Consider the following 15,506-nt stretch of genomic DNA (forward strand, 5'->3'; position numbering starts at 1 on the left):
ACAAGACATCCCAATCCGGCGCGAAGGGTCCGCATCTGCACGCCGAATCAATGCTTTAAACGATACTTGTTTCCAGAATCGTCGGGAAGGGACGCGCCCAAAAAAGAAGCTGCGCGCCTTGTCAAGCGCGCAGCCCCTAGATGTTGTGGATAACCCGGGTAAGGATCAGTATCTGTAGTGTTCGGCCTTGAACGGACCCTGGGTCGTCACGCCGATATAGCCGGCCTGCTCCTCGGAGAGTTCCGTCAGGCGCGCGCCGAGCTTGGCAAGGTGCAGGCGGGCGACCTTCTCGTCGAGCTGCTTGGGCAGCACGTAGACCTCGTTCTTGTAGATCTCGCCCTTGGTGAAGAGCTCGATCTGGGCGAGGACCTGGTTGGAGAAGGAGGCGGACATCACGAAGGACGGGTGGCCGGTGGCGTTGCCGAGGTTCAAGAGGCGGCCTTCCGACAGAAGGATCATGCGGTTGCCCTTCGGGAACTCGATCATGTCGACCTGCGGCTTGATGTTGGTCCACTTGAGGTTCTTGAGCGAGGCGACCTGGATCTCGTTGTCGAAGTGGCCGATATTGCCGACGATCGCCATGTCCTTCATCTCGCGCATATGCTCGAGGCGGATGACGTCCTTGTTGCCGGTGGTGGTGATGAAGATGTCGGCGGAGGAGACGACATCCTCGAGCTGCACGACCTCGAAACCGTCCATGGCGGCCTGAAGGGCGCAGATCGGGTCGATTTCCGTCACCTTCACGCGCGCGCCGGCGCCGCGCAGCGAGGCGGCGGAGCCCTTGCCCACGTCGCCATAGCCGCAGACCACGGCGACCTTGCCGGCCATCATGACGTCGGTGCCGCGGCGGATGCCGTCGACCAGCGATTCCTTGCAGCCGTACTTGTTGTCGAACTTCGACTTGGTGACCGAGTCGTTGACGTTGATCGCCGGGAAGGGCAGCAGGCCCTTCTGCTGGAGCTGGTAGAGACGGTTGACGCCGGTGGTGGTCTCTTCGGTCACGCCCCTGATGGCGTCGCGCTGCTTGGTGAACCAGCCCGGGGAGGCGGCGAGGCGCTTCTTGATCTGCGCGAAGAGGATTTCCTCTTCTTCCGAGCCGGGGTTGACCAGCACGTTCTCGCCGGCTTCGGCGCGCGCGCCGAGCAGGATGTACATGGTGGCGTCGCCGCCGTCGTCAAGGATCATGTTGGAGAAGCCGCCATCGGCCCACTGGAAGATCTTGTCGGTGTATTCCCAGTATTCGGTGAGCGTCTCACCCTTCACGGCATAGACCGGGATGCCGGCGGCGGCGATCGCGGCGGCGGCGTGGTCCTGCGTGGAGAAGATGTTGCACGAGGCCCAGCGCACGTCCGCGCCGAGCGCGACCAGCGTCTCGATGAGCACGGCGGTCTGGATCGTCATGTGCAGCGAGCCGGTGATGCGTGCGCCCTTCAGCGGCTTGGACGCACCGAATTCTTCGCGGCAGGCCATCAGGCCCGGCATTTCCGTTTCGGCGATCTGAATTTCCTTGCGGCCGAAATCGGCGAGCGCGATGTCGGCAACGTGGTAGTCCTGCGTGGTGGTCATGGGGTCTCCAGCCTTTTGGCACGTGCGTCGTGAAGATGCCTGCGCACATGCGTGGAACGAACAGATCCTGTTCGTGATGGCGCTTCCTATCAGGAAACGCCGGCTGGAGCAACAGGATATAAAGAAGTCTTTATATCCTTATATCGACACGTGGCCTACATTTCTTCGCCGAAACGATCGGCCACCAGCGCATCGAGCGCGTCGAGCACCTCGCGGGCCTGGACGCCGACCGCCGTCACCAGCACGGAACAGCCGGGGCTGGCGGCGAGCATCATCAGGCCCATGATCGAGGTGCCGCCCACCGTCATGCCGTCCTTGGAGACGGTGACCTCGGCGTCGTAGCCGTCGACCGTCTGGACGAATTTCGCCGAGGCGCGGGCGTGCAGGCCGCGCTTGTTGATGATGAGGAGCTCTTTCGAGACGGTCATGGAGGGCGGAGAACCTTATTTGCCGCTCAAGACGCGGCTTGCCACGTTGATATATTTGCGGCCGGCCTCGGAGGCGTCGATCAGCGCCTTCTCCATGTTGTTCTCGCCGCGGATGCCGGCAAGCTTGATCAGCATGGGAAGGTTCACGCCGGCGATCACCTCGATGCCGTCGCCGCTCATCACGGAAATGGCGAGGTTCGAGGGGGTGCCGCCGAACATGTCGGTGAGGATGATGACGCCATGGCCCTGGTCGGCCTTCATCACCGCTTCCAGGATATCCTGGCGGCGCTGGTCCATGTCGTCCTCGGGGCCGATGCAGACGGTCTCGATCGCCTTTTGCGGACCAACGACATGTTCAAGGGCGTGCCGGAATTCCTCCGCAAGCTTGCCATGGGTGACAAGCACCAGTCCGATCATCAGCAGTCGCTCCAGTTTCCCAACTCAAACGGACGGCGGAATACCGCAATGCAGCAATTTCGTCCACCGTTGGGGTGGCCATCATGTCAATGAAAAGACCAAGTGCAAGCCCAAAATGCCCGATTCCGCTTTTTGACGGGGCTTTTGGGGTCAACTCTTCAGGATTTCCGGGTGAATTGCGGCCAAGGTCGAAAAAGCGCTCACGCCGGGCAAGAGCGGCAGCCGGGTAAGCGGCAGCAAGAACGACGGCAGGACCGCGACGGTTTCCCCTTCCGGCGGCAGGCGCTCGGCGAAAGGCGGTTCGATCGGCCGGATCGCCCGGGTCAGAACCGCCGCTTCGATCGTCCCCACCGGCACGATCCCGGCCCCGCGGATCTCCGCCAGGCCGGCGATGCTTTTGGGTGCACGCGCGATGAGCCGGCCGTTCGCTTCGATGATGAAAACCTGGTCGTCGCTGATCAGGGCGGCGAAAAGGCCGCGGGCGCGGGCCTCCTCGATGCAGTGGAGCGCGACGGCGCTTTTTCCGGTGCCGGAGGGGCCGACGAACAGAAGCCCCGTCGTGCCGATGACGATGGCGGTGGCATGGAGGTTGACGGGCGCTGCGTTCGGCATGCCCCTCATCCCGCTGCCGCGACAAGGGCCACTGCCTTGGGAAACCGACGCAACACCCCCCTTCTCCCCGCACGCGGGGAGAAGGTCGCGGCAGCGGGATGAGGGGTGGCTCTCCCCGCAGGGGTCGTCTTTGCCCGCGAAACCCCGCTCATTTCTGGTTGCCGGTCGGCAGCGACAGCGTGAAGCGGGCGCCGGCCAGTTCCCCGGTCGCCTTGTCGACGATGTTGTCGGCCTTCAGCGTGCCGCCATGCGCCTCGGCGATCTGCCGCGAGATGGAAAGGCCGAGGCCGGAATTCTGGCCGAAATCCTCGGTGGCGGGGCGGTCCGTGTAGAACCGCTCGAAGATGCGGTCGATGTTTTCCGCCTGGATGCCGGGGCCGTTGTCCTCGACCTGGATGATGCAGCGGTCGTTCCGCCCGCGCGACAGGCGCACGACGATGCGCCCGCCGGGATCCGGCACGAAGGAGCGGGCATTCTCGATGAGGTTGGTGACGATCTGGCCTATGCGCAGCTCGTAGCCCGATATCTCGAATTTCGCCTTCGGATTGTCCTTGCGGTCCACCACGAAATCGAGGGTGACCGGCTTCTTGCGCGTGTTGACCTGGCGGGAAATGTCGATGAGGTCGCCAAGCAGCTTTTCGAGGTCGACGGTGCGGGCATCGCTGCGGGCAAGCTCGGCATCGAGGCGGGACGCGTCCGAGATGTCGCTGATCAGGCGGTCGAGCCGGCGCACGTCGTGCTGGATGATGTCGAGGAGGCGCTTCTTCGATTCGTCCGTGCGCGCGAGCGGAAGCGTCTCGACGGCGCTGCGCAGCGAGGTCAGCGGGTTCTTCAGCTCGTGGCTGACATCGGCGGCGAAGCTCTCGATCGCGTCGATGCGGTCGTAGAGCGCGTTCGTCATCTGGCGCAGTGCAATCGAAAGGTTGCCGATCTCGTCCTGGCGCACCGAGAAGTCGGGGATCTCCTCGCGCTCCTTCGCCCCGCGCCGCACGCGGATCGCCGCCGCCGCAAGCCGGCGCAGCGGATTGGCGATGGTGCTGGAGAGCAGCAGCGACAGCGCGATGTTGACGAGGCCGGCGACGCCCGCGACGCGCATGATGGCAAGCCGTTCGGCATGGACGATCTTGTCGATGTCGCCCGCCTGGGTGGAGAGCAGCAAGACGCCGAGCACGGCGCGAAACCGCTGCACGGGCACGGCGACCGAGACGATCAGCTCGCCCTTGTCGTTGACGCGCACGACCGCGCCGCGCACGCCGGTCAGCGCGTTCATCACTTCCGGATAGATCGAGCCGTCGCCGCCGGGCGCTTCCTTGTACTGCGGCAGGTTGCTCGGCTGGAGGATGCGGTTGAACCAGACGTTCATGCGCTCGATGAGGCTGGTGCTCTCCGGCTCCACCGGCGGCAGGTCGAAGCGCAGCACCTGGCCCTGCGTGTAGAGGTGCCGCGAATCGAGCAGCAGGTTGGCGTCCGTGTCATAGATGCGCGCGCGGGTGCGGGTCGGCGAGATCAGCCTTCTCAGCACGGGCGCGACGCGCTCCGGATTGATCGGGAATTCGAGGTCTTCGTCGTTCGGCAGCGGCGTGATGCTCTGGCCGGCCTGCAGTTCCAGCAGCTTTTCCGGGTCGATGGTGATCGAGTTGGTGTCGACGGAGGCGGAGGCGGAGATCGCGCCTGCGATGATCTCGCCCTGGGTCAGGAGGCTCTCGACGCGCGCATCGATCAGCCCCTCGCGGAACTGGTTGAGATAGAGGATGCCCGCGACGAGCACGACGAGCGCGACGAGGTTGAAGAACAGGATGCGGCGCGTCAGGCTCGAAAAGACGGCATTGCCGAAGATGCGCCGGGCGAGCGTGAAGGGATGGGTCCAGCGGCGGCGCAGGGATCGCGGCGCAGGCCGGCCCTCGACGTCTTCCCCATCCTTTTCCGGCCCGTCTTTTTCCGACATTGTCTGCAACAAGCGGCTTCATCCTTCATGCCGGCGGCATGGTGCCGCCTGACCGCGGCATGCCATCGCCGCCGCGGTCCATGCAAGCGAAATCGCGTTATGCGGTCTCGCGGAACCGATAGCCGACGCCGTAGAGCGTTTCGATCATGTCGAAGTCGGTGTCGACCATCTTGAACTTCTTGCGCAGCCGCTTGATGTGGCTGTCGATGGTGCGGTCGTCGACATAGACCTGCTCGTCATAGGCCGCGTCCATCAGCGAATCGCGGCTCTTCACCACGCCGGGGCGTTGCGCCAGCGAGTGCAGGATGAGGAATTCGGTCACGGTCAACGTCACCGGCTCGCCCTTCCAGGTGCAGGTATGGCGCTCCTGGTCCATGACGAGCTGGCCGCGCTCCAGCGAGCGGGCCGCCACTTCCCCGGCCTTCGCCGTGCTGCCGGCGGCCCCGGCGGAGGCGGCGGCCTCGCGGCTCGAGGCCCGGCGCAGGATCGCCTTGACGCGCTCGACCAGCAGGCGCTGCGAGAACGGCTTGGTGATGAAGTCGTCCGCGCCCATCTTCAGGCCGAACAGTTCGTCGATCTCCTCGTCCTTCGAGGTGAGGAAGATGACGGGGATATCGGATTTCTGGCGCAGCCGGCGCAGCAGTTCCATGCCATCCATGCGCGGCATCTTGATGTCGAAGATCGCAAGATGCGGCGGACGGGCAAGAAGGCCGTCGAGCGCCGAGGCGCCGTCCGTATAGGTCTCCACCTTGTAGCCTTCGGCCTCCAGAGCGATCGACACGGATGTCAGAATATTCCGGTCGTCGTCAACGAGTGCGATCGTCTGCATCCTGCTAGTCTCCATATTCATCGGCGCCTTTCCCGACCTCGGATCGTTTCCTGTCCTGGATGTGATGCGCCTTCCTGGGGATAAAGGTGGAACAAATTGTGGCGAAGATAAAGGGAGACGTTTCGGGCCGGCCGGCCGAGTCATTTTTAAATCGATTATTCAAACGATTAAAAAAGTCACATAATTGTTTAAATCGATTAATTAATTGATATCATTGCCTAATTTCTATTTTCCTCTTGTCTTTGTGACAGCCGCGCATTAGGTTCCCGCAAAATTCACACCAGTCTTGTCGCCTTGGAGGAAAACTGGACCATGCAGGAACTTGGCGTTCGCAACCCCGCTCAGGGGCTCACCGCGATGGGTATCCACACCGACGGTACGGTCCGGTACAACTTTGCAGCAGAGGCTCTCTATGAAGAGGCCCTCGGTCGCGGGGAAGCGGTCAAGACGGCCCATGGCGCCCTTCGCGCCCTCACCGGCCAGCACACCGGCCGCTCGCCCAAGGACAAGTTCGTCGTGCGCGACGAAAACACCGAGGGCGCCATCTGGTGGGACAACAACAAGGCCGTCTCGCGCGAGCATTTCGATGTGCTGCACGCCGACATGCTGGCCCATGCGGCCGCCCGCGACCTCTTCGTGCAGGATCTCGTCGGCGGCGCCGATGCCGATTACGCCCTGCCGACCCGCGTCGTCACGGAACTCGCCTGGCATTCGCTGTTCATCCGCAACCTGCTCATCCGCCCGGAAGAGAAGGATCTTGCGACCTTCGTGCCGAAGCTGACGATCATCGACCTGCCGACCTTCAAGGCCGATCCGGAGCGCCACGGCGCCCGCACGGAAACCATGATCGCCTGCGACCTGACGCGCGGCATCGTGCTGATCGCGGGCACTTTCTATGCCGGCGAGATGAAGAAGTCGGTCTTCACCGTGCTCAACTGGCTGCTGCCCTCGGAAAAGGTCATGCCGATGCACTGCTCGGCCAATGTCGGCCCGGATGGTGACGCGGCCGTGTTCTTCGGCCTCTCCGGCACCGGCAAGACGACCCTGTCGGCCGATCCGAGCCGCACGCTGGTCGGCGACGACGAGCACGGCTGGGGCGAAAACGGCATCTTCAACTTCGAAGGCGGCTGCTATGCCAAGGCGATCCGCCTTTCGGCCGAGGCCGAGCCGGAGATCTACGCGACGACGCAGCGTTTCGGCTCCGTTCTGGAGAACGTCGTGCTCGACGCCAACGGCGTTCCGGATTTCAACGACGGCTCGCTGACGGAAAACACCCGCTGCGCCTATCCGCTGGATTTCATCCCGAATGCCAGCGAGACCGGCCGCGCGCCGCATCCGAAGACGATCATCATGCTGACGGCCGATGCCTTCGGCGTCATGCCGCCGATCGCCAAGCTGACGCCCGACCAGGCCATGTACCACTTCCTTTCCGGCTACACCGCCAAGGTCGCCGGCACGGAACGCGGTGTGACCGAGCCGGAAGCCACCTTCTCGACCTGCTTCGGCGCGCCTTTCATGCCGCGCCACCCGGCGGTCTACGGTAACCTTTTGAAGGAGCTGATTGCCGAGCACGGCGTCGATTGCTGGCTGGTCAACACCGGCTGGACGGGCGGCGCCTATGGCGAAGGCCGCCGCATGCCGATCAAGGCGACGCGCACCCTGCTCGCCAGCGCGCTGGACGGCTCCCTGAAGGATGCGCTCTTCCGCCGCGACGACAATTTCGGCTTCCAGGTCCCCGTTTCGGTGCCGGGCGTCGACACGAAGATCCTCGATCCGCGCTCGACCTGGGCCAACGGCGCTGCCTATGACAAGCAGGCCCGCAAGCTCGTCGACATGTTCATTACGAACTTCGAGAAGTTCGAGGACCATGTGGACGGCGGCGTGCGCGATGCCGCGCCGGGCCTGAAGGTCGCTGCCGAATAAGGTGCATCGGCGATGATTCACGTGAAACCCGGCCCTTGAGGCCGGGTTTTTCGTCTGCGTTTTCGTCTTTGGCGGCGGCTTCCCGTTTTGCCCGGTGCCGGTTAAAACGGCCGGGAAAGGAATTTCCATGGCCAGCGCGCCCCTCTACATCAAGAGTTCCATCACGATCGCCGGCTGGGAGCTGACCGAGCAGTTCGTGCTGGCGGGCGGTCCGGGCGGGCAGAACGTCAACAAGGTCTCGACGGCCGTGCAGCTCTTCTTCGACCTGCGCAACTCGCCCTCGCTCAGCGATCGGGTGAAGGCCAATGCGGAAAGGCTGGCCGGCCGCAAGGTCTCCAAGGACGGCGTGCTGATGATCGAGGCGAACCGCTTCCGCAGCCAGGAGCGCAACCGGGAGGATGCGCGCGAACGGCTGAAGGAGCTGATCCTCAAGGCGGCCGAACCGCCGCCGCCGGTGCGCAAGAAGACGAAGCCGACAAAAGGTTCGGTCGAACGCCGGCTCAAGGAAAAGTCGGGCCGGTCGGACGTCAAGCGCATGCGGGCCAAGCCCGGCGGCGAATGATTGCCGCAACCCGGCCGTTTACCGGTGAGCGTGAAACGGAATCTTTCCTTTGCGGAAGGGCTCTGCTTTAGTTCGGAAAACCAGGCAGGAAGACCAGGGAGGTAGCCATGGGTCTCTTCAGCTTCATCAAGACCGCCGGCAAGAAGCTCGGCATCGGTGGCGACGACGAAGCGCCGGAAGCGGCGGCGGTCAAGAAGGAGCTCGATTCCTTCGATCTCGGCACGCAGAATGTCGAAGTCTCCGTCGAGGGCGACAAATGCGTGCTGAAGGGTGTCGTGGCCGACCAGACGGCCTTCGAGAAGGCGGTGATCGCCGTCGGCAACACGCTCGGCATTTCCAGGGTGGAGGCCGCCGACCTCAAGGTCGTGCCGGCCGATTCCGGCCTCAAGCCCGGCCAGGCCGACATGACCGCGCTGGCCGAGGCCGCAACGCCCGCACAGGCGCCGACCCTCTACACGGTCAAGAAGGGCGACAATCTCTGGAAGATCGCCGAATCCCACTACGGCAAGGGCAAGGGCGCCAGGCACACGCTGATCTTCGACGCCAACCGGCCGATGCTGACCCATCCGGACAAGATCTATCCCGGCCAGGTGCTGCGCATCCCGGATCTGGCGGAAGCGTGAGCGCGCATGGCTGAGCGCGGTCTCGCCCCGGGGCTTTGCTACTTCCCCGGCCATTTCGACCGTCCGGCGCAGGAAGCCCTCGTCGCCGCAATTCGGCAGGTCGTGGTCGAAGCGCCGCTCTTCGTGCCGCGCATGCCGAGAACCGGCAAGCCGATGTCGGTGCGCATGACCAATTGCGGCCCGCTCGGCTGGGTGACGGACAAGGCGGGTGGCTATCGTTACCAGCCTGTCCATCCCGAGACCGGCCGTCCCTGGCCCGCCATTCCCGATGCGCTTCTTGCCCTGTGGAACGAGGTTTCCGGCTTCGAGAAGCCGCCGGAGGCTTGCCTCGTCAATTTCTACGATCCGGACGCCAGGATGGGCCTGCACCAGGACCGGGACGAGACCGAATTTGCCGCGCCCGTCGTGTCCGTCTCGCTGGGCGACCAGTGCCTGTTTCGTGTCGGCGGTGTTTCACGCAGCGATCCGACGCGGTCGTTCCGTCTTGCGAGCGGCGACGTCTTCGTGTTCGGTGGCGAAAGCCGGCTGATCTTTCACGGGGTCGACCGGATCTATCCGGGCACGTCGACGCTGTTGAAGAATGCCGGACGCATCAACCTGACGCTTCGCCGGGTCAATCCGTAGCCGGCTTGGTTTTGCGTCCGGAATTAGGTTAAAACGACTAGAGCTTGCGCAGCGCCACCGTCTCGATGAGGTGGTTCCGGCCCTTCTGCAGGATGAGGTCGGCGCGCGGGCGGGTCGGCAGGATGTTCTGGTGCAGGTTCTTCAGGTTGATGTTGCGCCAGAGGTTTTCCGCGATCGCAAGCGCTTCCTTTTCGCTGATCGTCGCGTAGCGATGGAAATAGGAATCCGGGTTGCGGAAGGCGGTTTCCCGAAGGCGCATGAAGCGCTCCACGTACCAGGCATGGATCAGCGTCTCCTCGGCGTCGATATAGATCGAGAAATCGAAGAAATCGGAGACCATCGGCACGATCTTGCCGTCCGCCGGCAGGTTGCGCGACTGCAGGACGTTGATGCCCTCGAAGATCAGGATGTCCGGCCGGTCAATGGTGCGGAAGGTGTTGGGCAGCACGTCATAGGTGAGGTGCGAATAGGTCGGTGCCTTGACGTCCTTCTTGCCGGCCTTGATGGCCGAGAGGAAGCGCAACAGCGCGCCGATGTCGTAGCTTTCCGGGAACCCCTTGCGCTCCATCAGGTTCTCGCGCTGGAGCACCGCGTTCGGATAGAGGAAGCCGTCGGTCGTCACGAGGTCGACCTTGGGGCTGGACGGCCAGCGCGACAGCAGTTCCATCAGGATGCGCGCGGTGGTGGACTTGCCGACCGCGACCGAGCCGGCGATGCCGATGACATAGGGCGTCTTCGCCTCGTCCGAGAGGCTGAGGAAGCGCTTGCGCTGCTCGAAGAGCATCTGCGAGGATTCGACATGGGCCGACAGCAGGCGCGACAGCGACAGATAGATGCGCCTGACTTCGTTGAGATCGATCGGGTCGCCCAGCGAGCGCAGCCGCTGCACCTCGTCGGCAGTCAGCGTCAGCGGCGTATCGGCGCGGAAGCGCGCCCATTCGTCTGCCGGGAAGAAGCGGTAGGGAGAATAGTCGTGATTGCCGAAATCGTCCGGAATATCCGTCTGGTTCTTGTCGCGCACTGCCTGGATCATCAACTCTTCCGGCTGGCCTTCTCCGCTAGGCCGGACTGGCTTGTCCGCCGCTCCAGCTCCCCCATGACATCTTGTAACGGGACGCCGCCGATTTTCAATACGACGATCAGATGATAGAGCAAATCGGCCGTTTCGCTCGTCAAGGCGGCCTTTTCGCCCTCGATCGCGGCGATAACGGTCTCGACGGCCTCTTCTCCGAGCTTTTTTGCCGCTTTCTGCTGTCCGGCGGCAACGAGCTTCGCCGTCCAGCTTTCCGACGGATCGGCCGCGGCGCGGGCGTCGACGATGCGTTCGAGATCGGCAAGGGTGAAGGTGCTCATGTGCCTCTCCTCAGTCGAGCCGCATGGCGATGCCATGCTCGGCCATGTAGCGCTTGGCTTCGCCGACGGTGTAGGTGCCGAAGTGGAAGATGGAGGCGGCGAGCACCGCCGTCGCATGCCCGTCGCGCACGCCCTCGACGAGGTGGTCGAGCGTGCCGACGCCGCCCGAGGCGATGACCGGCACGCAGACGCGGTCGGCGATGGTGCGGGTCAGCGCGATGTCGTAGCCGCCCTTCTGGCCGTCGCGGTCCATCGAGGTGAGCAGCAGTTCGCCCGCGCCGCGCTCCACCATCTTTTCCGCGAAAGCGACGGCGTCGATGCCGGTCGGCTTGCGGCCGCCATGGGTGAAAATCTCCCAGCGGTCTTCCTCGCCTTCCTGCGAAACCTTCTTCGAATCGATCGAGACGACGATGCACTGGTTGCCGAACTTGTCGGCGGCTTCCGCCACGAAATCCGGATTGGCGACGGCGGCCGAGTTGATCGACACCTTGTCGGCCCCGGCAAGCAGCAGCTTGCGGATATCGGCAACCGAGCGCACGCCGCCGCCGACGGTGAGCGGCATGAAGCAATGGTCGGCCGTGCGCGCCACGACGTCGAAGATCGTGTCGCGGTTGTCGGAGGAGGCGGTGATGTCGAGGAAGCAGAGTTCGTCGGCCCCGGCGGCGTCATAGGCCTTTGCCGATTCCACCGGATCGCCGGCATCGACCAGATTGACGAAGCTGACGCCCTTGACGACACGGCCGTCCTTCACATCGAGGCAGGGGATGACGCGGGCCTTGAGGGTCAAAGGACGACCTCCTTCTTTTTGTCTTGCGCGTCCTCGCCGCGCTGCGGCTGCGGGCGTCGCGAGCCGTCCTTCACGTCGAGGCAGGGGATGACGCGGGCCTTGAGGGTCAAAGGACGGCCTCCTTCTTTTTGCTTTGCGCGTCCTCGCCGCGCTGCGGCTGCGGGCGTCGCGGGTCGTCCTTCACGTCGAGGGAGGGGATGACACGGGCTTTGAGGGTCATATTGTATCTGCTACTCTCGCGCTGATTGTAGTGGGCCAGGCGAATGTTTAGTGACTACATTGTCTACATCGACGAAAGTGGGGATCACAATCTCGCGCAAATATCCCCGCACTATCCGATATTTGTTTTGGCGTTCTGCATATTCGAAAAAGAAAGCTATGTCACACACACAGTCCCTAATTTTCAGCGATTGAAGTTCCGCTGGTTTGGCCATGATGCGGTGGTGTTTCATGAACGCGAGATTCGGCAGCAGCAGGTGCCTTTCAAGTTTCTGCAGAATGAAGAAAAGCGCGCTCGATTCCACAGTGATGTGAACACGCTCATCAGCGAGTCGGAGTTCACTGTGATCGCAACGGTTATCAATAAGGAAAAATTGAACGGGCGATACAGGACGCCGGACAATCCTTATGAGATGAGCTTGCAGTTTTGCCTTGAACGTCTCCACCGCTTCCTCATCGAAAAAGGACAGGCCGAACGCACAACATACTGCATATTTGAGAGGCGGGGAAAAAAGGAAGACGCTTCGATAGAACTGGAGTTTCGCCGAATCTGTGATGGCGGAAACTTTAAGGGAATAAAGATCAACTGCCTTGATATCCAGTTTCTGGATAAAGCGGCGAATTCAAGCGGACTTCAGATTTCTGATTTGATCGCCCGCCCGATTGGGTTGGCCGAACTGCGCCCAAATCAGCCGAACCGGGCCTATGACATCATCCAGCGTAAGTTTCGCAGAAGTGCAACAGGGCTGGTGAAAGGCTACGGGCTCAAAACATTTCCCTGAAAGCGAAAGGCCTCGGATAAACCGAGGCCAGACGCCGACTGGGAACAACCCCCTGTCCATTTAATCTAAATATAGTCGAACAAACTGCGAACGTCAAGGTTATATTGACAAACGCGAAAAAACGAGTCCTACGAATCACTTAGCCAATCTGGCGTTGCGGATCATGGCGAGCGCTTCCGCGGGATCGATGCGCCCGTCATAGAGCGCCCGGCCGGAAATCGCGCCTTCGAGCTTGCGGGCGTCGGGGGCGACGAGGCGGCGGATGTCGTCCATCGAGGCAAGGCCCCCGGAGGCGATGACGGGGATGGCGACGGTGTCGGCGAGTTCCAGCGTCGAGGTCCAGTTGATGCCGGTCAGGATGCCGTCGCGGTCGATGTCGGTGTAGATGATCGCGGCGACGCCGGCGCCCTCGAATTTCCTGGCAAGCTCGATGACGCCGAGTTCGGACGCCTCCGCCCAGCCCTCTACGGCCACCTTGCCGCCCTTGGCGTCGATGCCGACGGCGACCTTGCCGGGGAATTTTTTGCAGGCCTCGATGACCAGCGCCGGATCGCGCACGGCGACCGTGCCGAGGATGACGCGGGAAAGCCCGCGCGACAGCCAGCTTTCGATATGGTCGAGCGTGCGGATGCCGCCGCCGAGCTGCACGGGGTTCTTCGTCGCCTTGAGGATGGCGTCGACGGCGGCGCCGTTGACGCTTTCCCCCGCGAAGGCGCCGTTGAGATCGACGACGTGCAGCCATTCGAAGCCCTGGTCCTCGAAGGCTTTCGCCTGGGCGGCCGGATCGGGATTGTAGACGGTGGCCTGGTCCATGTCGCCGAGTTTCAGGCGAACGCACTGGCCGTCCTTCAGGTCGATGGCGGGAAAGAGGATCATGTCAGGGCTTCCAGCGCAGGAAATTGCTGATGAGGGAAAGGCCGAGCGCCTGGCTCTTTTCCGGATGGAACTGTGCGCCCGCCTTGTTGCCGCTCGCGACGAAGGCGGTCATCGGGCCGCCATAGTCGACGGTCGCGACCACGTCGTCCGGGTTTTCGGCGGCGAGGTGGTAGGAGTGCACGAAATAGGCGTGCAGCGTCTCCGGGATGCCCTCGAAGAGCGGGTGCGCGTATCGGCGGGTGAGCGTGTTCCAGCCGATCTGCGGAATCTTCAGCGCCGGATCGTCCGGCGTCATCCGGACGACGTCGCCGCTGATCCAGCCGAGGCCTTCCGTGATGGTCTTTTCGAGGCCGCGCGAGGACATGAGCTGCATGCCGACGCAGATGCCGAGGAAGGGCCGGGCCTTCGCCTCGACGGTGTCGCGAAGCGCCTCGACCATGCCGGGCACGGCGTCGAGGCCGCGGCGGCAGTCGGCATAGGCGCCGACGCCGGGCAGCACGATGCGGTCGGCGGCGGCGACGCGCTCGGCCTTGTCGGTGAGGTCGATTTCGGCGGCAATGCCGGCCTCGCGGGCGGCGCGCTCGAAGGCCTTGGTGGCCGAGCGCAGGTTGCCCGAGCCGTAGTCGATGATTGCAACGCGCATTCTCAGCGTCCTTCCTTGAAACCGACGAGGCCGAGCATGGGAGCGTGCCGGCGCGGGGAGGTTTCGGAGGCCGGCAGGAGGACGCTTTCACGCGCCCCTGCCTCGCCGGCCGGGGTTTGCATGTAGTAGATCTCCTCGGCGGTGGCGCGGTCGTCGGCCGTGATCACCGCATCGACCGTCCAGCCGCGGCGCGTGAGGCCGGCGACGACCATCGAGGGGCCTTCGAGCGCGACGAGGAGATTGGTGGCAAGGCAGATGCCGAGGCCGGCAAGGCCGAAGAGCGGATGATCGGCGACGGCCGAGCCGAGCGACTGCACGGCGAAGGCGAGCGCGGCGGCGAGCCAGGCGCGATGCCAGAGCAGCCAGAGGACCGGCAGGAAGAGCGCGATCCAGGAAAAGCGGTCCCGGATGATCCGGGCTTTTTCGTCTCCGGACGCAGCGCCCGGCGGTATCAGAACGAGGAACGTGGCCATGACGGCCTCCAGCTATTATTTCCTATGCAATCCCGGATGCAAAACCGCTGCACACTTCTGCTGGAATTGCTTCAGGCCAGCGAACCCTTCGTCGAGGGAACGCGGCCCGCCTGGCGGGGATCGATCTCGGTCGCGGTGCGCAGCACGCGCGCGACGGCCTTGAAGCAGGTCTCCGAGATATGATGGTTGTTCGCGCCGTAGATGTTCTGGATATGCAGCGTGATGCCGGCGTGCTGGGCGAGCGCGTTGAAGAACTCGCGCACCAGCTCGGTGTCGAAGCTGCCGATCTTCGGGGCGGAGAAGGCGACGTTCCAGACGAGGAAGGGCCGGCCCGACACGTCCACGGCGGCGCGGGTCATCGTCTCGTCCATGGCAAGGTCGAGCGAGGCGTAGCGCGTGATGCCGCGCCGGTCGCCGAGCGCCTTGGCGATGGCCTGGCCGATGGCGATGCCGGTGTCTTCAACGGTATGGTGGTCGTCGACATGGAGGTCACCCTCGGTCTTGATGTCCATGTCGATGAGCGAATGGCGCGACAGCTGGTCGAGCATATGATCGAAGAAACCGACACCCGTCGAAATGCTCGACGTGCCGGTGCCGTCGATATTGACGGTGACGGCGACGGAGGTCTCGTTCGTCTTGCGCGAAACGCTGGCAGTGCGGCTCATTGCTGTCTCCGGTAGAGTGTCGCCGCTCCTTAACAGGGCTCTTCACAAAAGGCCAGTCTTTCGAGGGTTTCCGGCGCAAGGGGAAACGGCCCGCGCGGCGCGCCGCCGGGGTGATGGAACGTCGTTGTTTTCGCAATTCCGACCCAAACCGCTTCGCGCTTTTGCCGGAATTGCCCTCG

18 protein-coding genes are annotated in these 15,506 nt (G+C 63.5%); 5 read left to right on the top strand and 13 right to left on the bottom strand.

Features of this window, described 5'->3' with window-relative positions:
• Positions 1-165: 165 nt before the first annotated feature.
• The 6 genes from ahcY to AABQ55_RS02665 all read right to left on the bottom strand — a co-directional run bounded on the left by ahcY (position 166) and on the right by AABQ55_RS02665 (position 5,797).
• Complete coding sequence (gene ahcY / locus AABQ55_RS02640; RefSeq protein ID WP_272807164.1) at positions 166-1,566, bottom strand: adenosylhomocysteinase; 1,401 nt, start codon at positions 1,564-1,566, stop codon at positions 166-168.
• A gap of 155 nt (positions 1,567-1,721) precedes the next feature.
• On the bottom strand, positions 1,722-1,994 hold the full coding sequence (locus tag AABQ55_RS02645; RefSeq protein WP_023514719.1) for an HPr family phosphocarrier protein: 273 nt from the start codon (positions 1,992-1,994) through the stop codon (positions 1,722-1,724).
• 15 nt (positions 1,995-2,009) lie between these two features.
• Positions 2,010-2,411: a PTS sugar transporter subunit IIA gene (locus AABQ55_RS02650; protein ID WP_064332008.1), complete on the bottom strand. Its 402-nt coding sequence runs from the start codon at positions 2,409-2,411 to the stop codon at positions 2,010-2,012.
• Between the two features lie 150 nt (positions 2,412-2,561).
• Positions 2,562-3,023, bottom strand: coding sequence for an HPr kinase/phosphorylase (locus AABQ55_RS02655; RefSeq protein ID WP_272807165.1), 462 nt, complete (start codon positions 3,021-3,023; stop codon positions 2,562-2,564).
• Between the two features lie 148 nt (positions 3,024-3,171).
• Entirely contained in the window at positions 3,172-4,968 is a 1,797-nt protein-coding gene (locus AABQ55_RS02660; protein ID WP_244770821.1) for a sensor histidine kinase, read from the bottom strand.
• Between the two features lie 97 nt (positions 4,969-5,065).
• Positions 5,066-5,797 carry a response regulator transcription factor gene (locus AABQ55_RS02665; RefSeq protein WP_064332010.1) on the bottom strand — a complete coding sequence of 244 codons (732 nt, stop codon included), beginning with the start codon at positions 5,795-5,797 and terminating at the stop codon, positions 5,066-5,068.
• Between the two features lie 312 nt (positions 5,798-6,109).
• Between AABQ55_RS02665 and AABQ55_RS02670 the strand changes: the two genes are divergently transcribed.
• From AABQ55_RS02670 to AABQ55_RS02685, 4 genes are all read left to right on the top strand, one after another.
• Positions 6,110-7,720 carry a phosphoenolpyruvate carboxykinase gene (locus AABQ55_RS02670; protein ID WP_272807166.1) on the top strand — a complete coding sequence of 537 codons (1,611 nt, stop codon included), beginning with the start codon at positions 6,110-6,112 and terminating at the stop codon, positions 7,718-7,720.
• A gap of 127 nt (positions 7,721-7,847) precedes the next feature.
• Positions 7,848-8,282: an alternative ribosome rescue aminoacyl-tRNA hydrolase ArfB gene (gene arfB, locus AABQ55_RS02675; RefSeq protein ID WP_064332012.1), complete on the top strand. Its 435-nt coding sequence runs from the start codon at positions 7,848-7,850 to the stop codon at positions 8,280-8,282.
• A gap of 107 nt (positions 8,283-8,389) precedes the next feature.
• Complete coding sequence (gene lysM, locus AABQ55_RS02680) at positions 8,390-8,905, top strand: peptidoglycan-binding protein LysM (RefSeq protein WP_272807167.1); 516 nt, start codon at positions 8,390-8,392, stop codon at positions 8,903-8,905.
• A 6-nt stretch (positions 8,906-8,911) separates the two neighbouring features.
• Entirely contained in the window at positions 8,912-9,529 is a 618-nt protein-coding gene (locus AABQ55_RS02685; protein ID WP_272807168.1) for an alpha-ketoglutarate-dependent dioxygenase AlkB family protein, read from the top strand.
• Positions 9,530-9,566: 37 nt separating this feature from the next.
• On the opposite strand, the gene coaA is transcribed toward AABQ55_RS02685, so the two are convergent.
• The 3 genes from coaA to hisF are packed head-to-tail and all read right to left on the bottom strand — an operon-like array spanning position 9,567 to position 11,669.
• Complete coding sequence (coaA, locus tag AABQ55_RS02690; RefSeq protein WP_244770795.1) at positions 9,567-10,562, bottom strand: type I pantothenate kinase; 996 nt, start codon at positions 10,560-10,562, stop codon at positions 9,567-9,569.
• A complete protein-coding gene (locus AABQ55_RS02695) occupies positions 10,562-10,882 on the bottom strand; it encodes a phosphoribosyl-ATP diphosphatase (RefSeq protein WP_244770796.1) in 321 nt (106 codons plus the stop codon). Before AABQ55_RS02695 ends, coaA begins: the two co-directional genes overlap by 1 nt.
• 10 nt (positions 10,883-10,892) lie before the next feature.
• Positions 10,893-11,669 (bottom strand): imidazole glycerol phosphate synthase subunit HisF, encoded by a 777-nt coding sequence (gene hisF / locus AABQ55_RS02700; RefSeq protein ID WP_244770797.1) that lies wholly within the window; start codon positions 11,667-11,669, stop codon positions 10,893-10,895.
• Between the two features lie 263 nt (positions 11,670-11,932).
• On the opposite strand from hisF, the gene AABQ55_RS02705 reads away from it, so the two are divergent.
• Entirely contained in the window at positions 11,933-12,670 is a 738-nt protein-coding gene (locus AABQ55_RS02705) for a DUF3800 domain-containing protein (RefSeq protein WP_244770798.1), read from the top strand.
• 135 nt (positions 12,671-12,805) lie between these two features.
• On the opposite strand, the gene hisA is transcribed toward AABQ55_RS02705, so the two are convergent.
• From hisA to hisB, 4 genes are all read right to left on the bottom strand, one after another.
• On the bottom strand, positions 12,806-13,546 hold the full coding sequence (hisA, locus tag AABQ55_RS02710; protein WP_272807169.1) for a 1-(5-phosphoribosyl)-5-[(5-phosphoribosylamino)methylideneamino]imidazole-4-carboxamide isomerase: 741 nt from the start codon (positions 13,544-13,546) through the stop codon (positions 12,806-12,808).
• Position 13,547: 1 nt separating this feature from the next.
• The gene (gene hisH, locus AABQ55_RS02715; protein WP_272807170.1) at positions 13,548-14,189 is read right to left on the bottom strand and encodes an imidazole glycerol phosphate synthase subunit HisH; all 642 of its coding nucleotides are present in this window, start codon (positions 14,187-14,189) and stop codon (positions 13,548-13,550) included.
• A 2-nt stretch (positions 14,190-14,191) separates the two neighbouring features.
• Entirely contained in the window at positions 14,192-14,662 is a 471-nt protein-coding gene (locus tag AABQ55_RS02720; protein ID WP_272807171.1) for a DUF2628 domain-containing protein, read from the bottom strand.
• A gap of 71 nt (positions 14,663-14,733) precedes the next feature.
• A complete protein-coding gene (gene hisB, locus AABQ55_RS02725) occupies positions 14,734-15,327 on the bottom strand; it encodes an imidazoleglycerol-phosphate dehydratase HisB (RefSeq protein WP_244770803.1) in 594 nt (197 codons plus the stop codon).
• Positions 15,328-15,506: the final 179 nt, after the last annotated feature.

The sequence above is a fragment of the Shinella sp. WSD5-1 genome, from assembly GCF_963942435.1.
Lineage (GTDB): Bacteria > Pseudomonadota > Alphaproteobacteria > Rhizobiales > Rhizobiaceae > Shinella > Shinella yambaruensis.

Excerpts from the sequence above, each read along its gene's own strand:
- ahcY (WP_272807164.1), bottom strand. The coding sequence starts at position 1,566 with ATGACCACCACGCAGGACTACCACGTTGCCGACATCGCGCTCGCCGAT.
- AABQ55_RS02645 (WP_023514719.1), bottom strand. The coding sequence starts at position 1,994 with ATGACCGTCTCGAAAGAGCTCCTCATCATCAACAAGCGCGGCCTGCAC.
- AABQ55_RS02650 (WP_064332008.1), bottom strand. The coding sequence starts at position 2,411 with ATGATCGGACTGGTGCTTGTCACCCATGGCAAGCTTGCGGAGGAATTC.
- AABQ55_RS02655 (WP_272807165.1), bottom strand. The coding sequence starts at position 3,023 with ATGCCGAACGCAGCGCCCGTCAACCTCCATGCCACCGCCATCGTCATC.
- AABQ55_RS02660 (WP_244770821.1), bottom strand. The coding sequence starts at position 4,968 with ATGTCGGAAAAAGACGGGCCGGAAAAGGATGGGGAAGACGTCGAGGGC.
- AABQ55_RS02665 (WP_064332010.1), bottom strand. The coding sequence starts at position 5,797 with ATGCAGACGATCGCACTCGTTGACGACGACCGGAATATTCTGACATCC.
- AABQ55_RS02670 (WP_272807166.1), top strand. The coding sequence starts at position 6,110 with ATGCAGGAACTTGGCGTTCGCAACCCCGCTCAGGGGCTCACCGCGATG.
- arfB (WP_064332012.1), top strand. The coding sequence starts at position 7,848 with ATGGCCAGCGCGCCCCTCTACATCAAGAGTTCCATCACGATCGCCGGC.
- lysM (WP_272807167.1), top strand. The coding sequence starts at position 8,390 with ATGGGTCTCTTCAGCTTCATCAAGACCGCCGGCAAGAAGCTCGGCATC.
- AABQ55_RS02685 (WP_272807168.1), top strand. The coding sequence starts at position 8,912 with ATGGCTGAGCGCGGTCTCGCCCCGGGGCTTTGCTACTTCCCCGGCCAT.
- coaA (WP_244770795.1), bottom strand. The coding sequence starts at position 10,562 with ATGATCCAGGCAGTGCGCGACAAGAACCAGACGGATATTCCGGACGAT.
- AABQ55_RS02695 (WP_244770796.1), bottom strand. The coding sequence starts at position 10,882 with ATGAGCACCTTCACCCTTGCCGATCTCGAACGCATCGTCGACGCCCGC.
- AABQ55_RS02705 (WP_244770798.1), top strand. The coding sequence starts at position 11,933 with ATGTTTAGTGACTACATTGTCTACATCGACGAAAGTGGGGATCACAAT.
- hisA (WP_272807169.1), bottom strand. The coding sequence starts at position 13,546 with ATGATCCTCTTTCCCGCCATCGACCTGAAGGACGGCCAGTGCGTTCGC.
- hisH (WP_272807170.1), bottom strand. The coding sequence starts at position 14,189 with ATGCGCGTTGCAATCATCGACTACGGCTCGGGCAACCTGCGCTCGGCC.
- AABQ55_RS02720 (WP_272807171.1), bottom strand. The coding sequence starts at position 14,662 with ATGGCCACGTTCCTCGTTCTGATACCGCCGGGCGCTGCGTCCGGAGAC.
- hisB (WP_244770803.1), bottom strand. The coding sequence starts at position 15,327 with ATGAGCCGCACTGCCAGCGTTTCGCGCAAGACGAACGAGACCTCCGTC.